This is a genomic window from Paraferrimonas sedimenticola, from assembly GCF_002282855.1.
In the GTDB taxonomy this organism is placed as follows: domain Bacteria; phylum Pseudomonadota; class Gammaproteobacteria; order Enterobacterales; family Shewanellaceae; genus Paraferrimonas; species Paraferrimonas sedimenticola.
The window spans coordinates 71,153-96,575 of sequence record NZ_NRIR01000004.1 but is presented as its reverse complement, the minus strand read 5'-3'; the positions used below and the strand labels follow the sequence as shown (position 1 = coordinate 96,575).

Genomic DNA, 25,423 nt, shown 5'->3' with positions numbered 1-25,423 from the left:
ATCAAGTGTAGATTAGATAACCGAAGTTTATTCCACACATTTTTGAGGGATATACCCCCCTAGAGGTAATTCATGAAAAGCTGGATCAGCGTCAAATATTCGCCAATACCTGTTTATTATTCAGTACGTTAATAACCTGTCAACTCTAGGTAACCAAAGCCCTGGTGGGAGCCGAAGAATTGTACCGGCCCTTCCCAGTAGGGCAGGGTCAGCGGCATGCGGCTGTCGGGGTTGATGGCACTGACTTTGAGGTCTATTTGGTAGCGCTCGCTTTTGATGGTCCATTCGCTTGGATAGCGACTGTCATCGGCTTCGAAAAAGCCGGTGGGAGTCATCTGTATATCCGCCGAGTCGAGCGGCTTGCGAGTTCCGTCTCGATACATGATGTTGGCATAAAGGTAAGGATTCTCGCCCCTTAGTTGATACAGCATCAGGCGCTCATCCTCAGATAGCTTGAGTGCGAACCAATCCCAGCCGTCTTGGCTTTCGCCCAAAAACTGTGAGCTCCACTCTCGGTCAAGCCAGGCTTCACCGGTGACGGTTTTTATCTCATCGCCAAAGCGCACTTGTCCGCTGACTCGTATAAAAGGTTGCGAGTAGTAGTGACTGGCGATGGGCTCGCTGTGATGCTTTTGTGAAAAACCGTCTTCACCTTGCAGCCAAATTTGCGATGTACCTTCAAGGCGAAGTTGGTAGCCAAACTCTTCGGTGCTTACCGACAAGCTCGCTGGCAATAGGGTTTCGCCATCACTTTGCCAGCGCCAATTGTTGAGCGCCACAGTTAGCGGGGCTGCGGTGACAAAGGCCAATTGTGGGTGTTGTCGCTGCCAACGTTCAGCGGCTAGGTGCTGGTCTGCCGAAGTGACCGCCGCATGGCCGAGAAACAACTGCTGGGTTTGCCAATCCGGTTGCGCTTCGGCTGGTACCTCTGGAGTTAGGGACACGCGAAACTGAGTCCACTGCAGCCCAAGCGGCTCGCCCTGTTCGTCTTTTAGGTTAGCTGTCAAATACCACCACTCTTGGCGAAAGGCTGGATGAGGGCCGTGGTCTTGGGGGAATTCGATTCGAGTTTCGGGCAATACTTGCGCATAGTCGTCGCCAGATTGCTGCATCGAAGCAATCACCAGTTGTGAGTCATCGCTAGTGGCGGCAGGTTGGCAGGCGCTGATGCCCGCAATGGTCAGTAGTAGGATAAGGATTTTCATCAGCGTGCCTCGGTCTGCAGGCGTTTGAGCAGGGGTTGCGCCAACTGCCAGCGAATGGCGCTCAAGCTCGCCACGCCGGTGGCAATCAAAGCAATCGCTAGCACGTAAAAGTAGTCACTCCACTGCCAGCTCATAGCAATGGTCCAGCCAAAGCTGTGCAAGGTAACTTTGTCGATAAGCGCCCATGCCAGCATTGCGCTAAAGGGCAGAGCCAATAAGCCGCTGGCCAGCACTAGCGTCAGGTTTTGCGCCACGGCCAAGCCCAACACCTGTCTTGGCGATAGTCCTAGGCTGGTGAGCAGCGCAAACACTGCCTGTCGTTGCTGGGATAAGCTGAGCAAGGCACTGAATAGACCAATGGAGGCCACCAATAGGGTCAAGCTGTTGAGCGCTAAAGTAATGGCAAAGGTCTGCTCAAACATGGCCAAAGCGGTCTGTCGCAGTTTCTGCTGGTCAATGATATTTTGCTCTGAGAGGTTAAAGCTTTGCGTCAGCTCGGTGAGCCAAGTTTGCGGGTCTTGATCGTCCGCCAAGAACAGGCCCAGTGACAGAGGTTTGGCCTGCGGCAGCAGTTGCTGGTAAACCGGCATCGGGATGAAGGCTTGCCCTCTAGGGTTGCCGTAGTCGTAGTAAATGGCCGCCACCTGGAACTGACCCAATTCGGCCAGAGTGATGGTCTGTCCTACCTCGAGACCCATTCGCAGGGCTAATGGCTCGCTGATGAGCGCGCGCCGGCTCTCACCAAATTCGGGCCAATACAGCGGCAGCTCGTCTTTCATCGCCAGTACATTGGCCAATTGGTCGGTTTCACTGCTCGACACCAGTACCGGCTGTTCGCCGAGGCGAATGCTGGTTTGATAATAATGCACCACGCGCACATCATTGCCGCGCTGCTTTAAGCTCGCTTCCATGGCTTCACGTTGTGCCGCAGGTGGGCGCAGGTAAATATCGGCGGCCAGCCTCTGGTTGAGGAACCCTTTAAGGCTGACCTCAAAACTGGAAACCAGTGTGTTGATGGCCAAGTTGGCGCACAGAGCAAGGACCATGGCCATCAAGGCCAAACTCAGCCCATCCGCCAGTTGACGTGCATCGGATAGTAGCCACTGACCTAGACCGGCAGGGCGCTTGGAAAGCGGTTTGGTCACCAGTAATAGCAGGCGCTCAAGTGCTAGCGGCAGCATCAGGGGTATGGCCAAGGTCAAAGCGCCTGTGGCGCCTAGAGAGACACGTGGGTGCTGGCTTATCAGCAAGGTGACAAAAGCGGAGAGCGTCAACAACACCCCGAGACCGAACAATCGTTTGCGCAGGTTTTGGTTGCGGTCGAGGCGATCGCTAAGCTCCGCCAGCTCGGTGAGCTTGGTTTGATGTAACTGACGCCAAGTTGGCGCCAACGCCAGCGCGGCGGTGGCCAGAGTGAGCAACCAAGCTTGAATGAACCAACTGATGCGCCACTGCCCCGGCAGCAAGGTCACTTGATACAGTTGTTCTAAGGTCATGGCCACCATGGGCTGTAGCCATTGTGCCAGTTGCAAGCCAACGAAGACGCCAAGGGCCGCACCTATTGCGCTGATAAGTATCATCTCCAGCGCTAATGCATAGGCCACGGCGCGTCCATCGAGGCCGAGTTGACGTAGTCTCAGCAGCAGGTGTTGGCGTTGTAGCAATGAGAAGCGCAGCGCGTGGTAGCCAATAAAAGCACCGACGATAAAAGCCAGGTAGCTAATAGCCTGTAAGTTGAGGTGAAACGAGTCAGTCAGCGAGGCCAATTCCAAACCCTTGTCTTGGGCTTGCATGCGCACCCCATCAATCAGCAAGGGTTCGACCTGTTGTGCGGTCTCTTCGCTAAAAATGGCGATATAGGACAACTGTTGCGGCATTTGTAACAGCCATTTAGCTGCGGCAATGTCCACCATCACACCACTGCCAAGGCGCTCGTCCGGACTAATTAAAATGGGTAGCTGACGTTGATTACTCAAGGCCAGCGAGTCTCCTTCCTCGAGGCCTAAGCGATTGGCGGTATCGCGACTTACAATACCGACAAACGGAGGCTGCCAGAGTTCGGCTAAGTCGAGTCTGGCATCCGTTTCGAGCGTCAATGGCGCTTCGCCACGCCAGTTGGCAAGAATGTCGAGGCCGGTGAGTTTTATGGTGTCGCCATTGGCCAAGGTCAGCCAGCCGCTGATGTAGGGCGCAATGTTCTCAATACCGGCTTGCTTGAGCGCTACGTATTGCTGGTCGCTAATTCCACCATAGTCGTTTTGCGGACCAATCACATGGGTGGCTGGCGCGGCGAGTAGTTCAGAAGCATTTTGATAGCTGTCTTTCGCGCGTTCGTTGATGGCCTTTACGCCTATCAACAAGCTCACAGCCAACACGATGCCCACCAAGGCCGATACAAGCTGCATTGGTGCCTGGCGGTAGTGGCGCAGTAATACGTGAAATGCGGTTAAGGTATCGCTCGCCATGGCGCCTGCTCCGTCTGTGGACTTTGCTCGTCAAAGTGCAGTTGCCCTTGATGCAGCTCGGCTCGCTGTTGCAGGAAGTCGGCGGCTCGGCGAGAGTGAGTCACCATCAAAATAGCGCTGTTGGACGCCTTGCCCAGCTCCACCAACAGTGCCATCACTTGGTCGCTGGCTTCTTGGTCTAGGTTACCTGTGGGCTCGTCGGCGAGTAACAATGGCGGTTGATGAGCAATGGCGCGAGCAATGGCCACCCGTTGTTGCTGTCCACCGGATAGCTGGTAGGGCAATTTGTCCAGAAGTGGTTCTAGGGACAAGCGTTGACAACAATGATCGACCCAGTCGCTCCAAGGTTTACCCGCCAGTTGCAGGCAGAACTCTATGTTCTGGCGAGCGGTTAGCGGGGCGAGCAGATTGTATTGTTGAAACACTACACCAAGGGAGCGACGACGCCACTGAGCCAGCTCGGCTTGACCTAGGTTGGCCAGCGGTTGTCCATCAAACAAAATTTGACCTTGGTCAGCGGGTTCGAATTGAGCGATGACGTTTAACAGGGTCGATTTGCCGCTACCGCTAGCCCCCATCAGGGCCAACTGACTGCCCTCGTGCAGGCTCAAGTCTAAGTTGTCGAGCACCTGCGATGTTAGCTGCCCTTGCGAGAAGGCCTTGCTGATTCCTATAAGTCTTAACAATTCGCGCCCCATCAATGCGTCCTGTGATTAAAGCCTGTTACGAGTGAAGCATAGGAGAGGATCAGCGCGAGACAATGGCGGGCACGCTCAACAGATACAAAAAAGCCGCGCAGTTGCGCGGCTGATTCATGCGGTTTTGACCTTAACTTTGACCTTCATTTAGGCTGTAAGGCAGCGCTTGGACTTGCAGCTGACTATCTATGTCGGCCACTTGGTAGTTGGCGCTCTCATCGGCATCGATGCTCATAATTGCCAGCAGCGACACTTGCTCACCACTCTGGGCCACGGCAACAATTTCACCGGCGCGACGACCGCTGTCTAATTGCAAGCCAGTGGCCGGGCTTACGGTCGATTTGGCCTCGCCTTTAAGCACAAACAAACGACGCTTTAAGCCACCGCGATAGTGGATACGCGCCACGGTCTCTTGGCCAAGATAACAGCCTTTCTCAAAGCTAATGCCGCCAATCGCTTGTAGATTAAACATCTGCGGAATGTACTGGCCCATGTGCTCATTGGCCAGCAGCGGTAAGCCCGCCTCAATTTCATGAGCGATAAAAGGCGAGGTGGCAGTTAGGGTTGCCGCCAATGGACCGATAACCAGCAGACCGTGGTCTTGGCGAACAAAAGTAGTGTCATTTAGCAGGGCAGACTGGCCATCAAAGCTTTGGCCGTGCTCACTGATAAAGGCATCAACATCGCCAGTAACTGCCGCCATGGCCACTTCATCGTCGTGCTGGAATTCTACTTTGTTGAACACGGCGTACTTTTGAATCTGAGCTAGGTCGTCGCTGGCCACACTGTTTGGCAGCAGCAACAAGGCTCCATCGCCCTGACGCACAATTCGAAACGGTGCCAGTAACTTGCCTTTGGGATCGCAGTGACCACCCCAGCACACGCCACCGTCTTCTAGGGCAACTACGTCACAGGTCACTTGGCTTTGCAGAAAACTAAAGGTATCAGCGCCTTCGACGCGAATTAGGCTTAAGTGGTCTAACGAATGAATTTGATACGCTTGGCTCATAGAAGGTCCTATGGATTATTGTTGGCTTGCCTTGTATTGGCTGGAATTGTAATCCAATTCTCAGCATTGGGAAACGAAACCATAAACGGGTAGCCTGTGCTACCCGTTTTTCTGTCGACTGCCTCAGGTTTTGACCGAGCCCTGTTTAGCTGAGAAGGTTTTAGTTGAGTAACCGTGCTCGAATGGTGCCATCAATCGACTTCATCTGCGCCAACGCGCGTTCAGCATCGTTGCTGTCCACATCCATCACCACATAACCAATGTCCGCTGTGGTTTGCAGGTATTGCGAAGCAATGTTGATTTGCTGCTCGGCAAAGGCTTGGTTAATTTGGGTTAACACACCGGGTTGGTTGCGGTGTACGTGCAACAGACGACTGGCGCCTTCGTGGGTCGGTAGCGACACTTCAGGGAAGTTAACCGCGGATAGGGTAGAACCATTGTCTGAGTACTTGGCCAGCTTACCAGCCACTTCAATGCCAATGTTTTGTTGGGCCTCAGCGGTAGAGCCGCCAATGTGTGGTGTGAGCAATACATTGTCTAAACCGCGCAACGCACTGACAAATTCGTCCTGGTTCGACTTGGGCTCAACCGGGAATACGTCAATCGCCGCACCGCCTACGTGGCTTGAAGTCAGGGCTTCGGCTAAAGCATCGATATCCACTACGGTACCGCGCGAGGCGTTGATTAACTTGGCGCCTGGCTTCATCGCTGCCAATTCGGCTTGGCCAATCATGTTCTGAGTTTCTTTGGTCTCAGGTACGTGTAGGCTGACCACATCCGACATGCTTAGCAGTTCGTTTAGCGAGTGAACTTGCTGAGCATTCCCCAAGGGCAGCTTGTCTTCGATGTCGTAAAAGGCCACCTGCATGCCCAAAGTCTCCGCAAGAATTCCAAGCTGAGTACCAATGTGGCCATAGCCAATCACACCTAGAGTCTTACCGCGAACTTCGGTGGAACCTTGGGCGCTTTTCGCCCAACCGCCGCGATGACACTGAGCGTTGCGCTGCGGAATGCCGCGGCACAGCATGATGATCTCACCTAACACCAATTCAGCGACCGAGCGAGTGTTGGAAAACGGTGCGTTAAATACCGGAATTCCTCTGATCTCAGCGGCTTTTAGGGCTACCTGATTAGTGCCAATACAGAAGCAGCCGATGGCCACAAGTTTGTTGGCGTGAGCAATAACTTCTTCGGTAAGCTGAGTGCGACTGCGAATGCCAATAAAGTGCACATTGGCAATTTTTTGCTTGAGCTCTTCATCGCTAAGGGAGGACTTGATTGACTCAACATTGGTGTAGCCCAAACGAGCTAGAGTGTCGATGGCGCTTGGGTGAACACCCTCGAGCAAGAGTATGTTGATTTTGTCCTTATCCAACGAATGCTGCGTCATGGATTTTCCCTTGTTGTTAATTGGCTTTTTTATTCGGTATTTCGAAGCCTCAAAAGTATCAAAAAACCCAAGCTTTGTAAGTGCGTTTCGCCGCTTTGTATGGGATTTATTTTCAACTAGTGCCGCTTGAGTCATACCTTTGGCTGAGGGCGAATTGGCGATACTGGGATTTGTTAGCTATACCCTAGTTACACGATGGAATGTGTATCACGCAAAGGAATTGCCATGCACTCACAAAAATCCCTATTTCTGGTTCAACCCAACGCTCAAGCTTGCACGCTAACGGCAGTAGCGCGGCGCGCCGGCTATCGAATTGCAATCGCTCCTCACTGGCGTTCGCTCCCCTGGCAAGAACACCAAGATAACTCTGTACTGGTATTGCTCAGTTGTCGCGCGGCGTTTCCCTTTGATAACGGTATCCCCCCGCAAGCGGCCGAGTTGCTGGCGCAAACGCCTGACGTCGCTGAGGCGCGAGTGGCCTTGTACCAAGCGCCGAAGAACAGTGTTAACGAGCGGGTGGCGCTAATGATGGGGTTGCAGGGGATTTACTATGACCATCATTCGCTGGAGCGGCTGTTAGTGGGTTTGTCGAAAATGTTGGCCGGAGAGTTGTGGTTTTCCAGCCACGTGGTGGGAGAGCTGTGCCAGCAATTAATCAAGGAGCAAGGCTCTATCGAGGTTGGGCCGCAATCGCTGGAGAAGGTGCAAGCGCTAACCAACAAAGAGGTGCGGGTACTAATGATGATTCACCAAGGTGCGCGTAACAAAGAAATCGCACGCTCGCTTTACATCAGCGAGCACACGGTCAAGTCACACATCTCGGCACTGTATCGAAAAATCGATGCGCGCAGTCGCATCGATTTGCACGAGTGGGCGTCGCGGCATAAGCGTTTGTTAGCGGAAGCTAGCTAACGCTTATGCCCTTCCACATCAATTGAAAGGCGGCGTCCCTGTGCTTTGCCTGATGCCAGAGCTCAGGGTTAGCCATGAAGTACTCGGTAGCCGCTAAAAATTGGCTGTGGCTCATGTGAGCCATCAAGGGCAATGGCGCATGCGTCAGATGTCCTTGGCCAAGTTGTAGAAGCTCGCCAATCAAGCCGATGGCCTGGTCAATGGCTTGCTGATTGATGCTGTCTGACACCTCGTGGCCTTTAAAAAAACGATAGAAAAAACGCGTTTTTAAAGGATTGGCCAGCGCTGTTTCTATGGATTGCTTCCAAACCGACTCAACCAAGGCGCGATACTCGACCGCGCTGCTTGGTGGCGCTGCGCCCTGTACCGATTGAGCGAGAATGCTGGCCATGTCCTCTTTGACTTGCAAATAGAGTTGGTCGAGCAGTTCTTGTTTGTTGGCAAAGTGGTGAAACAGAGTTCCAGTGGCCACTTCAGCGGCGCGCGCAACCGATGCGGTGGAGGTGGCCTCAAACCCCTGTTCAACAAAGAGTTTGAGGGCCGCGTCCAAAATGGCATCTCGCTTGGTAGATTTACGACTCATGGCTTAGCCAACAAACAACTTAGCCAGTATCTTGTGGATCGGCCCCTTGTAAGGAGGATGCACCAACTTGGCGGTATACAAGCGACTTTGACTTAATACTGTCTTGGCTTTGGAGAAGGTCTTAAAGCCTTCCTCGCCGTGGTAGTGACCCATACCTGATGGACCCACGCCACCAAACGGCGCATCTTCGGCCGCTACGTGCATCACAGTGTCATTGATGCACACACCACCAGAGTGAGTTTGCTGTAAAAGCTTGGTTTGCGTGTCTTTGTCAAAGCTCATGATGTACAGCGCCAAAGGTCGGTCGCGGTCGTTGATGTAGGTGATGGCTTCATCCAGAGAATCGTAAGGTACCACTGGCAGTACAGGACCAAAGATCTCCTCTTGCATCAGTGTCATGGTGCTCGACACATTGGTCACCAGTTGAGTCGGCATTTTGCGACTGTCAGTATCAATGCCGTCGTCGCTGGCACTCACTACGCTAGCCCCTTTGGCCTTAGCGTCATCAATCCACTCCATGATGCGATTGAACTGGCGTTCGTTAATCACGTGCGTGTAATCTGGGTTGTTGGCGAAATCCGGGTACATGGCGTTAAAGCGCTTTTTGTAGGCTTCGATGAAGGCCTCTTGCTTGTCTCGTGGCAGCAATACGTAATCTGGGCTAACGCAAATTTGACCGGCATTCAGACACTTACCATAGATAAGACGTTGAACCGCTGTGTCTATGTCCATGTCCGGAGCAATAACCGTTGGGGATTTACCGCCCAGCTCTAGCGTCACTGGCGTCAAGTTATCCGCGGCAGCGCGCATTACGTGCTTGCCAACATTGGTCGAGCCGGTGAACAGCAGATGGTCAAATGGCAGTTGTGAAAATGCCGCCGCTACATCGGCCTCGCCCTCAAAAATGGCGACTGTGTCGGTGTCGAATACTTCAGACAGCAAACCTTGCAACGCTTGGTTGGTGTTTGGGGTGAACTCGGATAGCTTCAGCATGATGCGGTTACCCGCTGCCAGCGCGGTAATTACTGGCACTAAGGCCAACATGATCGGGAAGTTCCAAGGGACAATATTGCCAATCACCCCTAGCGGTTGGTACTCAACTCGAACGCTGGCTGGAGACAGCAGCATACCTGCGCTGCGCTTAGAAGGTTTCATCCATTTCTTTAGCCGTTTGCGGGTGTAATCCAAACTGGTCATGGTTGGCAAAATATCACCCAGCATGGTGTCTTCAGCAGAGCGGTGGCCAAAGTCTTTGCTAATCGCTTCAGTCAGATTAGTTTTGTGCTTGGCGATCGCCTCTTTGAGCTGACTCAGTTGCTTTAGTCGCTCTTGCAAACTCGGGTAGGGGTTGGCTCGAAACGCCGCTTTTTGGGCGTCCAGTTGGGCTTGCATCTCGGCTTTGGGATCTATGGTTAGCGGGGTGACAGCCTGAGTCATTGTAATTTCTCCACGTCTTATTCTAAAAAAAACCGACTGACTAGTCGGTTTAATATAGGTGGATTTTTGAACGCTGGCAAGTGGGTTAACTCGACCCCACTTCAATCAGATGAAATTGAGTATTCTCTTTTCCTAGTACCCAAAGTTCGCACTGTCCCCACTCCACAGGTGCGAAGTGAATCTGTTCGGCCTTGTAACTCAACTCTTGGCGATGATTATCACAGTGAATCTCTAATCGAGTAATTTCACCATGCTCTGGAAGTAGGCTGAAATGATGGCGGAACAGCTTGTGGTTCCAATAACCCTGGTTGCCAATTTGTCCGGCTGCTGCCCAAGAAGCGCCGCTATTGAGTTGCTGAGCGACGCCATTAACGTAGGTGTTGATGGTGCTAGCTAAAGTGGATTCTACTTTCTTACCCGCAAACTCTTCGTAAGTGTCCAATACCAATTGGTATTTGCCAGCTCTCGCGGCTAACTCGATGATCCTGGCTTGGTTAAATTGGTATTTGTTGACGTGTAAATACTGCTGATAGTTATCCAAGTAACTGGTGCGGTAATACAGCTCGGTAGTTTCATCGCCTTCGAGCATGGCAACATTGGCGCTCAACAAACGGAAATAGGCGTCCTCGAACAAATTGGTGCGACCGCGTTGCACGATTTTTTCCAAGTACTGGCGGGCAACTTTAGGATTTCCAGCTTCAACGGCCTCAGCGGCTTTGACAAACAGCGCCTTAAAGCCATCACGCGGCTCTTTAGGGCGTGGGGTTACGAAGAACTCGTAGGTCAACACATTGCGTATGTTAATGCTGTTGTCATGACTCTCCCAAGGCTTAAAGCGCCATTGCTCAATCACTTTCATTAAAGACTCTTCTGCCCAAGCTTGTCCCGACGAGTCAACTAGCTTAGGGGCAATCACTTTGCCTTGTGGGTCGATACTAAAGCTAACTCGGGCCCAACCTTCTTGCCCCGAATTGGAGGCGCCTTTCTTGTGAGATGGCTGAACTTGCTCAATTACCGGCATTGGTGTTTTCAGCAGTGCCTGCGAGTCTGGTTCTTTTTTCAGTTTTCGTTTTTGAATGTCGTCGTCGAGCCAGCGATATTCCCAATCACTTGCGGCCAAAAGGGGAAGGGACAACAAACCGCTCAGCACAGCTGACCCAATAAAAGTAAGATGACGCATACGAGTTCCTTTGTATGTAGTTTTATGGGGAACTAAGAGACCGCGTCATTATCCCGCGCATTGAGTTGATAGCAAACTTGCGATGAAAAAGTTGCGAGCCATAACAATTAATTAACTCAGTACTCGATAAGTGTGAGCTCTGCATCGGAGTCTGCTTTAACAGTGATGCCGCAGTTGTTGCCTGCAGGCATTGAGTAGCGGAAATTGTAAACAAAGTTGTATTTGTACGCCTTATCGCCGCAGTTGAAGATTAACCAGGCGATTTCACCTTGGTGAACAACCACTTCGAATTGTTCGCGCACTGGCTTATGGTACCAGCTGCGATTGGCGCTAAGTCGATGCAACACCTGTATTGGAGCCTCCTGCTGTTCGAGGTCCAGAATTTCTGTCTTGAGTTCTTCGACAAATGCTCTGGTTGGCGAGTCTTGAGGTTGGCCTTTGTATTCCGGCTGTTCTTCAACTAACTGCAGAACCCTCTGGGCTTGTCTAAGGTGCCCAAGTTCAACCGCAACTGCGACGAACTCCAACCGGTTAAATAAGCTTTGTCGGCCATTCAGGGCATCCCGGTAATTGTTGACCAACAGCCTTCTCAACTCGTAGACCTTTAGCCAATCTTGCAGTTCTGTGTAGTAGGCGGCTTGTAGGTAAGTACGACGATTATTTTCGTTGAAGTTGGTGGGTTGATATTGAGCAAGCTCTTGGTAAATCACGGAGCGGGCATTGCTATCGTCGCTATAAAGCGCATCGTAGCTTTTCTGATAGAGAGTATTGAATGTCTTGGATGGTCGAGGAGCGTGTCCGGGCCGACTGTTAAACAGTACTAATTGCACTAAGTTAGTAGAGTCAACGGCGCGCCCGTTGAGTTCAGCCGCTTGATACACTGAGGATTGGACTCGCTTTAGTGCCGCCCGCTCTAGCCATCGAAGACCGATAGAGTCGTAAATTTCCGCGCGTGTGACCTTGCCTTCGGCATTGAGGTCGTAACTGACAAGCGCCCAACCTTCTTGGTCGAACTGGTGTTGTCGGCGGGTTTCTTTGATTTGGCGGTATTCAAGCAGTTTGGAGGGCTGGTAACTACCCACAAACAACTGTGTCTGATCCAACGCTTGCGCCGCGGTTGGGACGCATGCCAGTACTACGATAAGCAGCGAGGCCATCCTAGTGTTCATCATCTTTCCTTAGATAAAAAAGGCAGCGTCATTGCTGCCTCGGTTATTTTAGCCCATTTTCAGGACCTTAAGGCATAGCGATAGTATTCTCAATGGCGCTGATGATCTCGTCGCTGTCAGGTTTTGTGCGTGAGCCCCACGAGCCAATGACCTTACCGTTTTGGTCTACTAGATACTTGTGGAAGTTCCAGTTTGGCGCGTCATCCGCTTGGTCAGCAAGATTCTTGAACAGTGGAATGGCATCTGAGCCGCGCACAGCCACTGGCTGAGTCATGGCAAATTTCACACCGTAGTTGATGTAGCAAACCTCAGCGGTCTTGGCTTGATCATCGTCTTCTTGAAAGAAGTCGTCTGATGGGAAACCTACCACTGTGAGGCCCTTGTCTTTGTACTGGCTGTAGACCGCTTGCAGTTCTTTGAATTGCGGGGTGAAGCCGCAGTGACTGGCGGTGTTGACTACGAGTACGGCCTTACCGGCAGTCTCGGCACACATGTCGATGGTTTTATTCGAGTGCAGTTTTGGGTATTCGGTGTTAAACACCTCAGCACACTCACTTGCGATGGCAGACGTGCTAGCAAGTCCTAGTGTTAGAGCGAGTAAAGACAAAGTTTTCATGACAGGTTCCCTCGGCATAAAGTCAGTTTAAGTTAACAAAGGATTGCCTGATTAACGAGTGAGGTGTCAGAAAAGATCAGCTAGCGCAGCAGTTGGTGCACTCTCCGTAAAATAATCTCCGCTTCTGAAAGTTGGTTGTAAGCGTCTATTGCTTCACGGATCGCGCCAAGCTCGTCGCTGATAAGCGAATCGGCGCCCAGCAACATGGCGCGCTTGGCATTGACCTGAGTGTTAACCGTCCAAACGTGTACTTCCAGACCCTGCTGTTTGTAGGCCACCACACTAGCGCTATCCAACTGGCCTTGGTTGACCGCCACAAAATCAAAACCCTCGAGGTTTTGGCTGCCGAGACTAGCGGTGACAATTAGCCCCAATGGAATGCTTTGATTTTGAGCGCGCACTTGGCGCAAGGCGTTTTGCGACAAGGAACTGATAACCACCTGATCGGCCATCCTGGCTGACTCAATGGCTGCAAGCACAGCGGGTACCAACTTGGGTGATAATGGCCCGAAATGCTTGAGCTCAATGTTAAGCCGGATTCGGTCTTTGGCTGCGCCGAGAAACTCGTCCAAACTAGCCAAATAAGGCTGGGGTTGGCCATTCTTTGAGAATAGCGGCACTGAGGCTAATTGTGCCAACGGGCTCTGCGACACCACCATAGGCTCGCCGGCCAAGCGCATCAAATCCCGGTCGTGGATCACTACCACACGTCCATCGGCGGTGAGCTGTACGTCAATTTCTGCCAACTCAGCACCGCTTTCAATGGCGCTTTCAAGCCCGGCCAAGGTGTTCTCCACTTGGCTAAAGCCGCCTGCGCGATGAGCTGTGAGGGTTACCTCTTGTTTGGGGAAGTAGTGGCTGGCCAAATAGTAGTTATCGGCTACCAGTAAGAATAGTACGCCTAAGAAACCGGCTTTAAACCACCAAGGTAAATGCCGCGGAGTGTCTTGACCGAGTTTAAGCCGACCGGGTGTGGCGATTTGATAGACCCGCATGGTCACCATGGCCAGCAACAGCGAATCGATGCCGGAGATAAATATCACGGCGAGAGTGACTAGCAGCAAAGCACCCACAAGCCAGGGTAAGGCTGCATCAAAATCAGTGGGCAAAAGCGGAACTAGAATATCCACCGCCCAAGTGGTCAAGGCTAACAGTGGAATCGCAAACCCCAATCGCAAGCCTTGCCATAACAACAAATAGATAAACAGTTGGTGACGGTTTCCGTGCAGGCGATTGCGACTTTCTTTCATTGCCGGCTTTACGGCCATGCCTTCAAACAGCATTAAAGGCAAAGCAAGCTGCCAGTTGATTAACCAGACGCCAAGTGCGATGAGCGCCGCGATGCTAGCCAGTCCTAGTAAGCCAACCGCCAGTACAAATTCACCAGGGAGCTCGCTCAGGTAGTAGTTAATGTCGTATTCGGTGAGCAGCCAGTGGTATAGCCCCAAGCCAATTAACAGCAGCGGCGCGATAAGAGTCATGGTGGAGGCGGCCTGCAGCACTGAGACTTTGAGCAGCGGATAGCTATGGCGAACTATCTGTTGAATCGAGTGTTGCCAGTTCTTACCGCGACTTTTGCCTTTGTCTGTGGCTAATAAAAACAGCATACCGGCGTGCTCGAGGTGATACGAGGTCAAAGCCGCGGCTAGCAGTACAAAGATAGAAACAAAGCCCAAAGGGGAGAGCAGGAAGTTAACTAGTTTGAAGTTGGCCAAGTCTGCAGGACTAATTAGGCTAAGGCCAATACCACCCAAACTGGCGGCGAGCGGGGTCAACACTACCAAAAGGAGTGTCTTATAAACTAACTGAAAACGCAGTAGCGCAATGGCGCTGCGCCGCACCTGGGCTACTGCGTATAGGACGTCGTGAAAAAGCTGCAAAGCTTACTTTTTAATGACCCCAGACTCAGCGCCAATTAGCAGCGCATCGGCACCGCGATCGGCAAACAAACCGTTGGTAACAACACCCACAATCGCATTGATTTGAGTCTCAAGTGCTACTGGATCGGTAATTTTCAGACCGTACACGTCAAGGATCACATTGCCGTTGTCAGTGATGCAGCCTTCGCGGTAAACAGGATCTCCGCCCATTTTCAACAGCTGACGTGCCACGTAAGAACGCGCCATTGGAATCACTTCTACTGGCAGTGGGAATTCGCCCAGAACGTCCACTTCTTTAGTGTCGTCCACGATGCAGATAAACTTCTCAGCAACTGCCGCCACAATCTTTTCGCGAGTCAGTGCTGCACCGCCGCCTTTGATCATGTGGTTTTGCGGATTGATTTCATCAGCGCCATCAACGTACACCGACAAGCTGTCGACTTCGTTTAAATCAAACACGTCGATGCCCAGTGACTTAAGCTTTTCGGTTGAGGCTTCAGAGCTTGATACCGCGCCATCGATTTTCTCTTTGATGCTACCCAAGGCGTCAATGAAGTGGTTCACAGTTGAGCCTGTGCCAACGCCAACAATGGTGCCAGGTTTTACGTATTCCAACGCAGCCCAGCCTGCTGCTTTTTTCTTTTCGTCTTGGGTCATGACGCTCGATCCTTAGGTGTAGTTATGGGCGCCTATAAGCATAGGCCTTTGATTGTTGCGGCGCATTATAGAGCTTGGTCAGCAAACCGTCACCCAAATCCTTTCGCTCATAGCTCGAAGATTTTGTCTGAGGTGATGATGCCGTGTAGCGGTTGATCCCAACTCTCAACGGGCAAGGCCCGCTGTTCTTGAATGGGATGGGCCAAACCATAGGCTTTGGGGGCATGGTCACTCGCCAAAGTGCGGTCGTAAAAACCGCCACCCATACCAAGGCGATTACCTCGACTGTCAAACGCTACTAATGGGGTGAAAATCGCGTCTAATTGCGCCAGGGGGATCACCGCTGAGCAATCGAGTTGCGGCTCTTGTATGCCATAGCGGTTGCAGCGCATCGGCGTGTCTGGGCGGTAATCAATAAACAATAAATGCCCTTGGCTAAAGGGGTGCAAGATCGGTAGGGCGACTTGCACATCCGCTTGCCAAAGCGCTTGAATCGCGGCTTTAGTGCCAATCTCGCCATCGAAACTCAGGTATAAGGCCACGCGAGAAAGTTGTTTGAGCGCACAGAAGTTGACTAGCTGAGTAGCGAGTTGGTGTTCGGCTTGGGTTTGCTGCTCGGCGGATAAGGCTCGGCGCGCGTCGCGCATTTGCTGTCGAATCGCCTGTCGTGTATCCATACCCGCACCAGCTGAAAGAGAGAAGGGAACCCCAGGATGCCGCCGCTAGGTGTTGCCCTTGAAACCGTAGTTTCAAGGCGGGATAGTAGTATCGGGATTAGGCTCCTCAGTACATGCTGAGTTTGCACACCCTCCGATAGTTCCTAACCCTAGGTTAATAGCATCGGCCAGGGACGTTACCCAACAAGCAAACACCCCAGGGAAAGTCAGTAGTTTATTCGGCTTTTACCGCGTGCTCAACTAAAGCCTCTTCTAATGTGCGCTGTAGCAATAAAATGCGCTCTTCAAAGGCCTGTTGGGCATTTTGGTTTCGATTTTTCTCTTTTGACAAATCGTAGCCTAGCTGCAGGGCAGCCATCACCGCCAGTTCTTCTCGATTTTGGCAGTGGGTGCGCGCACGAATAGCACGCATTTTATCATCTAGGTCCCTAGCTACCGCTTGCAAGGCCTCTTCTTCGCCGTCAGGGCAGCTAACGCTGAACACACGGCCCATGAGGTTAATGCTTATACGGTTAACAGTCACTAAGTTTGACCTATTTTAGCAAGGATTTTCGGCGACTATATCCAGCCCCGAATAAAAGTGCAAGTGGGAGCTGTGCGTCTTTTGCCAAGGCGGCGAATGTTGTAGCATTAACAGCCAGATGCACACTAGGGAAGCGGCTATGTCACTGTCAGCCACCATACAACTCGAACAAATACAACAAGCCCTACGCGACGCCGAAATCGGTATGCACCCAGTTGAACTCCAAGCCGTGGTCACCGGCCTGATAGCCGGCGGGGTTACCCTTGATGAGCGCGGTTGGCGTCGGCCTTTCTACGAATTGGTCAACGACGGTCAAAAGCTACCGGAAGAAATATACCGAAAAGCCCAAGCCCTTTATCGCGAAGCCGCGGCCGCTTTGTCCGAAGGTGAAATGAACTTTAACTTGCTTCTGCCCGAAGACGACGATGCGTCGCTCGCGCAACGTCTAGAAGCCCTGTCTTTGTGGACTCAAGGCTTTTTGACCGCGATTGCCATGGTGCAACCTGAGCTCAATAAAGCGCCGGCGGATCTCAAGGAAATGATTGAAGATTTGGGCGCGATTGTTCAAGTGGACCAAGACGTTGAAGACAACGACGACAACGAGCACGCCTACACTGAGCTCAGCGAGTACGTCAAGCTGGTGGTTATCAGCTGCTTTGCCGAATACGGCAACAGTGCTAGCGAAAACAACACCAACCCAACCATTCACTGAGTAAGCGTCCGTGAGTCAACCTAAGACTTATGATTTGGTCATCGTTGGCGGCGCTATGGCGGGCGCCAGCTTGGCCTTGGCGCTTTGTCAGCTTACAAACAGCGCCAACAAAACCCCTAAGATAGCCTTGGTTGAGGCCTTTGAGCCTTCAACTAAGCATCCTGGCTTTGATGCTCGTGCAATTGCGCTTGCTGCCGCGACCCTGGCTCAGCTAAAGCGTTGGGGCTTGTGGTCGTCATTATCGAGCTTGGGCACGCCCATTGAACACATTGAAGTCAGCGATCGCGGCCATGCAGGTACCTGTCGCCTGCACGCTGAGGATTACCATCAGTCTGAGCTAGGCCACGTTGTTGAGCTTGAGGCGGTAGGCCAGGTGCTGCATACGCTTTTGTCGAAAGCAGATGTAGATTTGTATTGCCCGGACTCAGTACAAAGTGTTGATTCGACTGTCGATAACCATACCCTGACCTTGAGCAGCGGCCAGCAGTTGCAATGCGCTTTGCTGGTGGGTGCCGATGGCCTCAACTCAGTGGTGCGCCAGAGTTTAAAGATTCCACTGACTCAAAAAGATTTTGGTCAGGCGGCGGTGATTGCCAATATTCGCTGCGACAAGCCAAGCAATGGCTGGGCGTTTGAGCGCTTTAGCGAATTTGGCCCGATAGCCCTGTTGCCCATGAGTGATGAGCGTATGTCGCTGGTGTGGGCCATGGAAGAAAGCCAGCAAGCCGAGATTTTAGCGCTAGAGGATGACGCCTTTATCGCTCGGTTGCAGCAAGCCTTTGGCTACCGATTGGGTAATATCACTCAAACCGGCGCGCGCTCGGGCTATCCATTGAAATTGAGTTTCATCGAGCGACCCATTCACCACAGATGCGTGTTGGTGGGCAATGCGGCGCAAACCTTACACCCAATCGCAGGCCAAGGGTTTAACTTAGGCCTTCGCGATGTGGCCGCCCTGGTGACCTGCATCGACAAAGCTTGGCAGCAAAGCCAGGACTTAGGCTCGGTGGCGGTGACCCACGATTATTTGCAATCGCGCGCAAGCGATCGCAGCCAAACTATTACCAGCATCGAAGCACTGGTGCGTGGTTTTTCTAATTCGCATTGGCCCATGGTGGCCGGGCGCAACGTCGCTCTTCATTTACTTAATGCGATCTCTCCTTTGAAAACTCCAATCGCTCAACGCGCTATGGGGTTTCATCAAGCGCTAGATTAAGGACTTCAGAGTATGAATCAGCCGATGCAGGCTCCGATTAACGTCGACATCGCGGTGATCGGCGGTGGCATGGTAGGTATGGCGTGCGCCGTTGGTGCGGCGCAACAGGGCTACTCGGTGGCCATTTTGGCTCCAGAAACCGTGCCGCCAATGAGCGACGACTACGGCTTACGCGTATCAGCTATCAGTCATGCCAGTCAGCGCTTACTCACTCGCTTAGGCGCTTGGAATAACATTCCGCGAAAGGCGCCGTATCAATCAATGCACGTATGGGATAAAGATGGCTTAGGCCGCATCGACTTAACTGGCGACAACCTAGGTCATAAGACCATAGGTCACATCATTGAGAATCACGCGGTGCAGTTGGGTTTGCAAAGCGCGCTAGAGGCCAGTGACAAAATTCAGGTGGTTAGCGATAAGTTAGCGCAACTGACTTTAGGCGATGACTCCGCGTGGGCGATGACCGAAGGCGGTCGCATGGTGGGTGCCAAGCTGGTGGTCGGTGCCGATGGCGCTCGCTCAAAGGTGCGTCAGTTGGCCAATATAGGCATCAAGTTTCAGGACTACGGCCACAACGCCTTAGTCGCCAGCATCAAAACCGAATTGCCCCACGACGGCGTGGCCCGTCAGGTGTTTCTAAAAGATGGCCCACTGGCCTTTTTGCCATTGGGCGAGCCAAACCTGTGCTCTATCGTGTGGTCATTACCACCGCAAGAGGCCAGTCGTTTGAGCCAGTGCTCGAATGATGAGTTTAACCGAGAGCTGACCGCCGCCTTTGATGGCGCCTTGGGCTTGTGCGAGTTGGTATCAGAGCGCCCGGCGTTCCCGCTGACCATGCGCTTGGCCAATGACTTTGCCAAGCAGCGCTTGGTACTAATGGGCGATGCCGCCCACACCATTCATCCGTTAGCAGGACAAGGGGTAAACCTTGGACTGTTGGATTGCGGCTCGCTCTTGGACAAACTCGAAGATTGGCAAGGACGCGGCGTCGATATTGGTGACGAGCGTTACTTGGCGGAATACCAGCGTTGGCGCAAGGCCGAAGCGCTGGAAATGATTGCCACAATGGAGGCCTTTAAGCGCTTGTTTGCTGGCAACCACCCACTAAAACAAGGCATTCGCGGCTTGGGCATGAAATTGGTGGATAACTTGCCTATGCTCAAGGACAAGTTGGTGGCTCGCGCCATGGGATTGTCGGGTGATTTGCCCACTTGCTGTCGTTAGACCAGCCAAAGCGCTTTTTTTGTATACAAAACGCCGCATCTCGGTATAATTTGCGGCGCATCACATCCCGACCCCAACGACTGTGATAAGGCACACAGTTGCGGGAGCCATAAATAATAAAAGATGATGGTTAGCTACATGCCAAATAAAACCGTTCTGTTTGATAAACACCTAGAATCTAACGCCAAAATGGTCGATTTCCACGGCTGGGAAATGCCCATTAACTACGGCTCACAAATCGAAGAACACCACGCGGTTCGCCGCGACGCCGGTATGTTCGACGTGTCTCACATGACAGTTGTCGACATCAAAGGCGCCCAAGTCAAAACTTTCCTACAAAAACTGCTGGCCAACGACGTGGCTAAACTGACCGTAGCGGGTAAAGCCCTATACGGCGGTATGCTGAACCTAGAAGGCTGTGTAATTGACGATTTGATCACTTATTACCTGGCTGATGACTGGTATCGTTTGGTAGTGAACTCGGCCACTCGCGAAAAAGATCTGAAGTGGATCGGCGAGCAAGCCCAAGGCTTTGAAGTCAGCGTGACTGAGCGTCCTGAACTGGCGATGATCGCGGTTCAAGGCCCGAACGCTAAAGCCAAAGCCAACGCCGTATTCAACGCCGAGCAGCAAGCCGCTGTTGAAGGCATGAAGCCTTTCTTTGGCGTGCAAGCGGGCGATCTCTTTATTGCTACCACAGGCTATACTGGCGAAGCGGGCTACGAGATTGTGGTCCCAGAAGCTCAAGCCGCCGAATTGTGGCAGGCGCTGTTAGACCAAGGCGTAGCCCCATGTGGTTTGGGTGCTCGTGATACCTTGCGTCTGGAAGCTGGCATGAACCTGTACGGTCAGGACATGGACGAAAGCGTCAATCCGCTAGCGGCCAACATGGGCTGGACTGTGGCATGGGAGCCGGCTGAGCGCGACTTTAACGGCCGCGCCGCATTGGAACAAATTAAAGCCAAGGGCACTGAGAAATTGGTGGGTTTGGTGATGAAAGACAAGGGCGTTTTGCGCGCGGGATTGAGCGTGCACTTTGTCGATGCTGACGGTCAGGAGCACGAGGGCGTGATTACCTCAGGTACCTTCTCACCGACCTTAGGCCACGCCATCGCAATGGCGCGCGTGCCAAAGGGCATTGGCGAAACCGCCGAAGTGGCAATGCGCAAGAAGCGCGTTGAAGTAAAAGTTATCAAGCCTTGCTTTGTTCGCAACGGCAAGCAAGCGTTTTAACAAATTAGACTACCGAAGCTAGGGGAACAACAATGAGCAACATTCCTGCAGAACTAAAATACGCTAACTCCCACGAGTGGGTTCGCAAAGAAGAAGACGGTAGCTACACCGTAGGTATTACCGAGCACGCCCAAGAGCTGCTAGGTGACATGGTATTTGTTGAGCTGCCAGAAGTGGAAGACACAGTAAGCGCTGGCGACGACGTGGCGGTTGCTGAATCGGTAAAAGCCGCTTCTGACATCTACGCACCTATTTCAGGTGAAATCATCGCGATTAACGAAGAGCTAGAAGACTCGCCAGAGCAAGTAAACTCTGACGCCTTTGGCGATGGCTGGATGTTCCGCATCATGCCTTCAGACGTTTCTGAACTGGACTCTCTATTGGATGCCGAAGGCTACCAAGCGGTAATTGACGAAGAATAAGCAGTTATGACTCAACAGGTGACCCTTTTTGATCTGGAGCAGCACGAGCTGTTCCAGCGTCGTCACATTGGCCCATCAGAAGCCGAGCAACAAACCATGCTCGACTTCGTTGGCGCTGAAAGCCTTGACGACCTGACTCAGCAAATCGTACCCGAAGCCATTCGCCTGCAAGGCGAGCTAAAGGTTGGTGCTTCCAAAGGCGAAGCCGAGACTCTGAGCTACTTGAAATCCTTGGCTTCTAAAAACCAAGTGTTCAAAAGCTACATTGGCACCGGCTACTTTGGTACCGAAGTACCAAGCGTTATTTTGCGCAACGTGCTGGAAAACCCAGGCTGGTACACAGCGTATACCCCTTACCAACCAGAAATTGCTCAAGGCCGTTTAGAAGCCATTCTGAACTTCCAACAGTTGAGCATGGACTTAACGGGTCTGGATTTGGCTTCAGCGTCTCTGCTTGACGAAGCGACTGCTGCGGCAGAAGCCATGGCGCTGGCCAAGCGTGTGTCCAAGAACAAGAAGTGCAATCTGTACTACATTGCTGACGACGTTTACCCACAAACTCAAGACGTAGTGATCACTCGCGCCGAGCAGTTTGGCTTTGACGTGATGGTAGGTCCTGCAGAAGACGTGGTAAATCACGACGTATTTGGTGCGCTATTACAGTACCCGAACCGTTGGGGTGATATCACTGATATCAGCGGTCTGATTAGCGAAGTGCAAGCCAAGAAGGGCATTGTTGCGGTAGCTGCTGACATCATGTCATTGGTACTGCTTAAGTCACCTGGCAGCCTAGGTGCCGACGTGGTGCTAGGTTCAGCACAACGCTTTGGCGTACCTATGGGCTATGGTGGTCCACACGCCGCCTTCTTCGTGACCCGTGACGCTTACAAACGCTCTATGCCTGGCCGTATCATTGGCGTGTCTAAAGACACCCGTGGTAACAAAGCCTTGCGTATGGCGATGCAGACTCGCGAGCAGCACATTCGTCGCGAGAAAGCCAACTCCAACATTTGTACCGCTCAGGTGCTGCTGGCCAACATGGCAAGCTTCTACGCGGTATTCCACGGCCCACACGGTTTGCGTGTGATTGCCGAACGCATCAACCGTCTGACCGACATTCTGGCCGCTGGCCTTAAGTCGAAAGGCATCAAGGTGGTTAACCAAAGCTGGTTTGACACCCTGACCTTTAGCGTTGAAGACGTTGAGGCTGTAGTGGCTCGCTCGCAAGTCGCGGGTATTAACCTGCGTATCGACCAAGTGGGCACTCTGGGCGTGTCGATTGACGAGACCACCACTCGCGAAGACTTGGTGGTGCTGTTTGACGTTATCCTAGGTGAGAACCACGGGGTAAGCGTTTCAGTTCTGGATGCCGACTTAGTAGCCAATGGCTCTAACTCAATTCCAGAAGAGCTGGTACGCGAAGACGACATTCTGACTCATCCGGTGTTTAACTCTTACCAGAGTGAAACCGAGATGATGCGCTACATCAAGCGTTTAGAAAACAAAGACTTGGCGCTAAACCACTCAATGATTTCATTGGGTAGCTGCACCATGAAGCTAAACGCTGCCACTCAGATGATCCCAGTGAGCTGGCCTGAGTTTGCCAACATGCACCCGTTCTGCCCAGTGAATCAGGCGGAAGGCTACCAGCGCATGATCAAAGAGTTGGATGATTCTTTGGTTGAAATTACCGGTTACGACCACATTTGCATGCAGCCAAACTCTGGTGCGCAGGGCGAATACGCGGGTCTGTTGGCGATTAAGAAGTACCACGAGTCTCGTGGCGAAGGTCACCGTAACATCTGTCTGATCCCTCAGTCAGCCCACGGCACCAACCCAGCGTCTGCGCAAATGGCCTCACTGAAAGTGGTTGTGGTTGCTTGTGATAAGTCGGGCAACGTGGACATGGAAGACTTGAAAGCCAAAGCGTCTGAGCTGGCGGACAACCTGTCTTGCATCATGATCACCTACCCATCGACTCACGGTGTGTACGAAGAGCAAGTCAAAGAAATCTGCGACGTAGTGCATCAGCACGGCGGCCAGGTTTACATGGACGGCGCCAACATGAACGCTCAAGTGGGTTTGACCTCACCAGGCTTTATTGGCTCTGATGTGTCTCACTTGAACCTGCATAAAACCTTTGCCATCCCGCACGGCGGCGGTGGTCCTGGTATGGGACCGATTGGCGTGAAAGCCCACTTGGCACCGTTTGTTGCCGGTCATAGTGTCGTGAAGCGTGGCGACGAAGCGCAAGACAATGGCGCAGTATCCGCAGCCCCTTGGGGTAGCGCGGGTATCCTGCCTATCTCTTGGAGCTACATCACCATGCTAGGTGCCAAGGGTCTGACTAAGTCGACTCAGGTAGCCATGCTAAATGCCAACTACCTGACCAAGAAGCTGGCGGAGCACTACCCGATTCTGTACACCGGCCGTAACGACCGCGTGGCGCACGAGTGCATCGTTGACCTACGTCCAATCAAAGAAGCCTCTGGCGTGTCTGAAATGGACATTGCTAAGCGTCTGATGGACTACGGCTTCCACTCGCCAACCATGAGCTTCCCAGTTGCGGGCACGCTAATGGTTGAGCCAACCGAGTCGGAGTCTCAGTTCGAGATTGACCGTTTCGTTGAAGCCATGGTGAGCATCAAAGCAGAAATCAACAAGGTAGAAAGTGGCGAGTGGCCAGCGGATAACAACCCGCTAGCGAATGCGCCGCACACCCTAGCCGATATCGTTGACCCAGAGTTTGACGCCCGTCCGTACGACCGTCAGACCGCGGCTTACCCGGTAGAGACCTGTAAGCTAGACAAGTTCTGGCCGACGGTTAACCGCATCGATGATGTGTATGGGGATCGCAACTTGTTCTGTTCTTGCCCTCCGTTGGAGAGCTACTCGCAAGAGTAAGGCAGATGTAGAGATACCATTAAGAGTGTGAACTCGATGATTTTAGAGGAGGGCAAAAGCCCTCCTCTTTTGTTTGGTAGAGGCATAGATCGAAAAAGAGATTTCAGTCGTTTACACAGTCTCACAGCAAGTTGTACGAGCAGACCAGCATTATTGCTATATCGAACTTTGGTTTATTAGAATGGTCAAAAGTAGTTAGTGCAGCCAAATTGGCGACGGCACGCAGCATTGCTGCATCGTAGAAACAACCATTGAAAGCTTTAGATTTTAAGCGTCAAAACGTAACAATCCGTTGAAAGGTTGAAGTGGTCGAATGCTCAGGTTTTGGTCATAATTTGAGCTGAAGGGTGGTTCACTTTCCAATGCAAATTCACATTAACAAAGAGAGATTTGAAAGATGGGTAAATTAGATAAAGCGTTAATTGTTGGCATCGTAGCAGCTGTTTTAGTTTTGTTTGGCTCCGTGTTGTATGACGTCTTTACTCTCTCGAATTATTCAGGATAGTACTAGCTGCCTGTAGGGTGGTATGCGTTCTAGCTTAGACTTGATCTACCAAGAGTGACTCTACAGTGCCCATCGGGGCGAGATCCAATTCACAGCTTTGTTTTCTTCTCGCCACAATCTTGTTTTGATTAAGAATACCGCTTTCAGCGGTGTTCTTTTGTGCGTTTAGTAAAAATGCCCCTTGGGGATACAAACAGCCTCAAAGGCAAGATAGTATTGGCGCATTAAATTCTCGTTGCTCCTTGGATCACCGCTTTGACTCAACCCAAATCAACATTCGTCACTGTTTTAGCATGGCTATTCATTATTGGCTCTGGGTTCAGCCTCGTGATGGCTATTCTGCAAGGTGTGCTGTTTGGCGTGTTATTCTCAGGTGAGATGGCATCGTCAATTGCCAGGGACTTTCCTGTTGAGTCTATGGATGCTTTCCAGTCCTTCTCGACCTTGTTCACTGTGTTTATCGGCATTAGCGTTGTGGCGCTGGCATGCTCGATTGCACTGCTGAAACGAAAGAACTGGGCGCGACTTCTGTTCATTGGACTGACTGGTGTGGGTGCTTTGTTTCAAAGCATAGGTCTGGCGCTGCAACTTAAAGTGGCGACACTGTTTTCAACTGCGCCTCGAGTGGAAGGCTTTAACGAAGCCGAGCAACTAGGCAATATCATGGTCTGGTTTGTAACCGGTATTTCGGCTGTGATGCTAGGACTGATGCTGTGGGTCATTTACAAGCTTTGCAGCAAGCCAATAGTGCGAGAGTTTAAGCCGATCAACGAGGCGTAAACAGCTGTAGAGATTGAAAAAAAATG

22 protein-coding genes and 1 other RNA gene are annotated in these 25,423 nt (G+C 52.0%); 8 read left to right on the top strand and 15 right to left on the bottom strand.

Annotated elements, in window-relative coordinates; all coding sequences use genetic code 11:
- Positions 1 to 128: 128 nt before the first annotated feature.
- From CLC93_RS08475 to serA, 5 genes are all read right to left on the bottom strand, one after another.
- Positions 129 to 1,205, bottom strand: a complete 1,077-nt coding sequence (locus CLC93_RS08475; protein ID WP_095505532.1) for a lipocalin-like domain-containing protein — start codon at positions 1,203 to 1,205, stop codon at positions 129 to 131.
- Entirely contained in the window at positions 1,205 to 3,670 is a 2,466-nt protein-coding gene (locus tag CLC93_RS08470; RefSeq protein WP_095505531.1) for an ABC transporter permease, read from the bottom strand. The genes CLC93_RS08475 and CLC93_RS08470 overlap by 1 nt, the downstream gene beginning before the upstream one ends.
- Entirely contained in the window at positions 3,652 to 4,368 is a 717-nt protein-coding gene (locus CLC93_RS08465) for an ABC transporter ATP-binding protein (protein WP_095505530.1), read from the bottom strand. Before CLC93_RS08465 ends, CLC93_RS08470 begins: the two co-directional genes overlap by 19 nt.
- A 130-nt stretch (positions 4,369 to 4,498) precedes the next feature.
- Positions 4,499 to 5,377 (bottom strand): CAF17-like 4Fe-4S cluster assembly/insertion protein YgfZ, encoded by an 879-nt coding sequence (ygfZ, locus tag CLC93_RS08460; RefSeq protein WP_095505529.1) that lies wholly within the window; start codon positions 5,375 to 5,377, stop codon positions 4,499 to 4,501.
- A gap of 160 nt (positions 5,378 to 5,537) precedes the next feature.
- Positions 5,538 to 6,767, bottom strand: coding sequence for a phosphoglycerate dehydrogenase (gene serA, locus CLC93_RS08455; RefSeq protein WP_095505528.1), 1,230 nt, complete (start codon positions 6,765 to 6,767; stop codon positions 5,538 to 5,540).
- A 225-nt stretch (positions 6,768 to 6,992) separates the two neighbouring features.
- Between serA and CLC93_RS08450 the strand changes: the two genes are divergently transcribed.
- Positions 6,993 to 7,679: a helix-turn-helix transcriptional regulator gene (locus CLC93_RS08450; RefSeq protein ID WP_169902911.1), complete on the top strand. Its 687-nt coding sequence runs from the start codon at positions 6,993 to 6,995 to the stop codon at positions 7,677 to 7,679.
- Here CLC93_RS08450 and CLC93_RS08445 read toward each other — a convergent pair.
- From CLC93_RS08445 to CLC93_RS08400, 10 genes are all read right to left on the bottom strand, one after another.
- Positions 7,672 to 8,262, bottom strand: coding sequence for a TetR/AcrR family transcriptional regulator (locus CLC93_RS08445; RefSeq protein ID WP_095505526.1), 591 nt, complete (start codon positions 8,260 to 8,262; stop codon positions 7,672 to 7,674). The genes CLC93_RS08450 and CLC93_RS08445 overlap by 8 nt on opposite strands.
- A 3-nt stretch (positions 8,263 to 8,265) precedes the next feature.
- A complete protein-coding gene (locus tag CLC93_RS08440) occupies positions 8,266 to 9,699 on the bottom strand; it encodes a coniferyl aldehyde dehydrogenase (protein WP_095505525.1) in 1,434 nt (477 codons plus the stop codon).
- Positions 9,700 to 9,784: 85 nt separating this feature from the next.
- The gene (locus CLC93_RS08435) at positions 9,785 to 10,879 is read right to left on the bottom strand and encodes an energy transducer TonB (RefSeq protein WP_095505524.1); all 1,095 of its coding nucleotides are present in this window, start codon (positions 10,877 to 10,879) and stop codon (positions 9,785 to 9,787) included.
- 116 nt (positions 10,880 to 10,995) lie between these two features.
- Positions 10,996 to 12,048 (bottom strand): energy transducer TonB, encoded by a 1,053-nt coding sequence (locus CLC93_RS08430; protein ID WP_169902909.1) that lies wholly within the window; start codon positions 12,046 to 12,048, stop codon positions 10,996 to 10,998.
- Between the two features lie 67 nt (positions 12,049 to 12,115).
- A complete protein-coding gene (locus CLC93_RS08425; RefSeq protein WP_095505522.1) occupies positions 12,116 to 12,664 on the bottom strand; it encodes a glutathione peroxidase in 549 nt (182 codons plus the stop codon).
- An 80-nt stretch (positions 12,665 to 12,744) separates the two neighbouring features.
- Positions 12,745 to 14,544 (bottom strand): glycerophosphodiester phosphodiesterase family protein, encoded by a 1,800-nt coding sequence (locus CLC93_RS08420; protein WP_095505521.1) that lies wholly within the window; start codon positions 14,542 to 14,544, stop codon positions 12,745 to 12,747.
- Positions 14,545 to 14,547: 3 nt separating this feature from the next.
- Positions 14,548 to 15,201, bottom strand: coding sequence for a ribose-5-phosphate isomerase RpiA (rpiA, locus tag CLC93_RS08415; protein ID WP_095505520.1), 654 nt, complete (start codon positions 15,199 to 15,201; stop codon positions 14,548 to 14,550).
- 107 nt (positions 15,202 to 15,308) lie between these two features.
- Positions 15,309 to 15,878 (bottom strand): 5-formyltetrahydrofolate cyclo-ligase, encoded by a 570-nt coding sequence (locus tag CLC93_RS08410; protein WP_095505519.1) that lies wholly within the window; start codon positions 15,876 to 15,878, stop codon positions 15,309 to 15,311.
- 24 nt (positions 15,879 to 15,902) lie between these two features.
- Positions 15,903 to 16,084, bottom strand: a non-coding RNA gene (gene ssrS / locus CLC93_RS08405) — 6S RNA.
- 8 nt (positions 16,085 to 16,092) lie between these two features.
- Positions 16,093 to 16,401: a cell division protein ZapA gene (locus tag CLC93_RS08400; RefSeq protein WP_095505518.1), complete on the bottom strand. Its 309-nt coding sequence runs from the start codon at positions 16,399 to 16,401 to the stop codon at positions 16,093 to 16,095.
- A gap of 139 nt (positions 16,402 to 16,540) precedes the next feature.
- On the opposite strand from CLC93_RS08400, the gene CLC93_RS08395 reads away from it, so the two are divergent.
- The 7 genes from CLC93_RS08395 (at position 16,541) to CLC93_RS08365 (ending at position 25,397) form a co-directional block, all read left to right on the top strand.
- On the top strand, positions 16,541 to 17,113 hold the full coding sequence (locus CLC93_RS08395; RefSeq protein WP_169902907.1) for a UPF0149 family protein: 573 nt from the start codon (positions 16,541 to 16,543) through the stop codon (positions 17,111 to 17,113).
- Between the two features lie 10 nt (positions 17,114 to 17,123).
- Positions 17,124 to 18,329 carry a 2-octaprenyl-6-methoxyphenyl hydroxylase gene (gene ubiH, locus CLC93_RS08390; protein ID WP_281254656.1) on the top strand — a complete coding sequence of 402 codons (1,206 nt, stop codon included), beginning with the start codon at positions 17,124 to 17,126 and terminating at the stop codon, positions 18,327 to 18,329.
- A 12-nt stretch (positions 18,330 to 18,341) separates the two neighbouring features.
- Positions 18,342 to 19,553 carry an FAD-dependent monooxygenase gene (locus tag CLC93_RS08385; protein ID WP_245837128.1) on the top strand — a complete coding sequence of 404 codons (1,212 nt, stop codon included), beginning with the start codon at positions 18,342 to 18,344 and terminating at the stop codon, positions 19,551 to 19,553.
- Positions 19,554 to 19,691: 138 nt separating this feature from the next.
- Positions 19,692 to 20,786 (top strand): glycine cleavage system aminomethyltransferase GcvT, encoded by a 1,095-nt coding sequence (gene gcvT / locus CLC93_RS08380; RefSeq protein WP_095505741.1) that lies wholly within the window; start codon positions 19,692 to 19,694, stop codon positions 20,784 to 20,786.
- 32 nt (positions 20,787 to 20,818) lie between these two features.
- Positions 20,819 to 21,208, top strand: a complete 390-nt coding sequence (gcvH, locus tag CLC93_RS08375; RefSeq protein ID WP_095505515.1) for a glycine cleavage system protein GcvH — start codon at positions 20,819 to 20,821, stop codon at positions 21,206 to 21,208.
- A gap of 6 nt (positions 21,209 to 21,214) precedes the next feature.
- On the top strand, positions 21,215 to 24,112 hold the full coding sequence (gene gcvP, locus CLC93_RS08370; RefSeq protein WP_095505514.1) for an aminomethyl-transferring glycine dehydrogenase: 2,898 nt from the start codon (positions 21,215 to 21,217) through the stop codon (positions 24,110 to 24,112).
- A gap of 832 nt (positions 24,113 to 24,944) precedes the next feature.
- Positions 24,945 to 25,397, top strand: a complete 453-nt coding sequence (locus CLC93_RS08365) for a hypothetical protein (RefSeq protein ID WP_141237367.1) — start codon at positions 24,945 to 24,947, stop codon at positions 25,395 to 25,397.
- Positions 25,398 to 25,423: the final 26 nt, after the last annotated feature.

Bases quoted from the DNA above. Each gene is read 5' to 3' on its own strand.
- ygfZ (WP_095505529.1), bottom strand. From the start codon at position 5,377: ATGAGCCAAGCGTATCAAATTCATTCGTTAGACCACTTAAGCCTAATT.
- CLC93_RS08440 (WP_095505525.1), bottom strand. From the start codon at position 9,699: ATGACTCAGGCTGTCACCCCGCTAACCATAGATCCCAAAGCCGAGATG.
- CLC93_RS08450 (WP_169902911.1), top strand. From the start codon at position 6,993: ATGCACTCACAAAAATCCCTATTTCTGGTTCAACCCAACGCTCAAGCT.
- CLC93_RS08395 (WP_169902907.1), top strand. From the start codon at position 16,541: ATGTCACTGTCAGCCACCATACAACTCGAACAAATACAACAAGCCCTA.
- CLC93_RS08430 (WP_169902909.1), bottom strand. From the start codon at position 12,048: ATGAACACTAGGATGGCCTCGCTGCTTATCGTAGTACTGGCATGCGTC.
- CLC93_RS08465 (WP_095505530.1), bottom strand. From the start codon at position 4,368: ATGGGGCGCGAATTGTTAAGACTTATAGGAATCAGCAAGGCCTTCTCG.
- CLC93_RS08425 (WP_095505522.1), bottom strand. From the start codon at position 12,664: ATGAAAACTTTGTCTTTACTCGCTCTAACACTAGGACTTGCTAGCACG.
- gcvH (WP_095505515.1), top strand. From the start codon at position 20,819: ATGAGCAACATTCCTGCAGAACTAAAATACGCTAACTCCCACGAGTGG.
- CLC93_RS08410 (WP_095505519.1), bottom strand. From the start codon at position 15,878: ATGGATACACGACAGGCGATTCGACAGCAAATGCGCGACGCGCGCCGA.
- CLC93_RS08435 (WP_095505524.1), bottom strand. From the start codon at position 10,879: ATGCGTCATCTTACTTTTATTGGGTCAGCTGTGCTGAGCGGTTTGTTG.
- CLC93_RS08445 (WP_095505526.1), bottom strand. From the start codon at position 8,262: ATGAGTCGTAAATCTACCAAGCGAGATGCCATTTTGGACGCGGCCCTC.
- CLC93_RS08385 (WP_245837128.1), top strand. From the start codon at position 18,342: ATGAATCAGCCGATGCAGGCTCCGATTAACGTCGACATCGCGGTGATC.
- gcvP (WP_095505514.1), top strand. From the start codon at position 21,215: ATGACTCAACAGGTGACCCTTTTTGATCTGGAGCAGCACGAGCTGTTC.
- rpiA (WP_095505520.1), bottom strand. From the start codon at position 15,201: ATGACCCAAGACGAAAAGAAAAAAGCAGCAGGCTGGGCTGCGTTGGAA.
- gcvT (WP_095505741.1), top strand. From the start codon at position 19,692: ATGCCAAATAAAACCGTTCTGTTTGATAAACACCTAGAATCTAACGCC.
- CLC93_RS08475 (WP_095505532.1), bottom strand. From the start codon at position 1,205: ATGAAAATCCTTATCCTACTACTGACCATTGCGGGCATCAGCGCCTGC.
- CLC93_RS08470 (WP_095505531.1), bottom strand. From the start codon at position 3,670: ATGGCGAGCGATACCTTAACCGCATTTCACGTATTACTGCGCCACTAC.
- serA (WP_095505528.1), bottom strand. From the start codon at position 6,767: ATGACGCAGCATTCGTTGGATAAGGACAAAATCAACATACTCTTGCTC.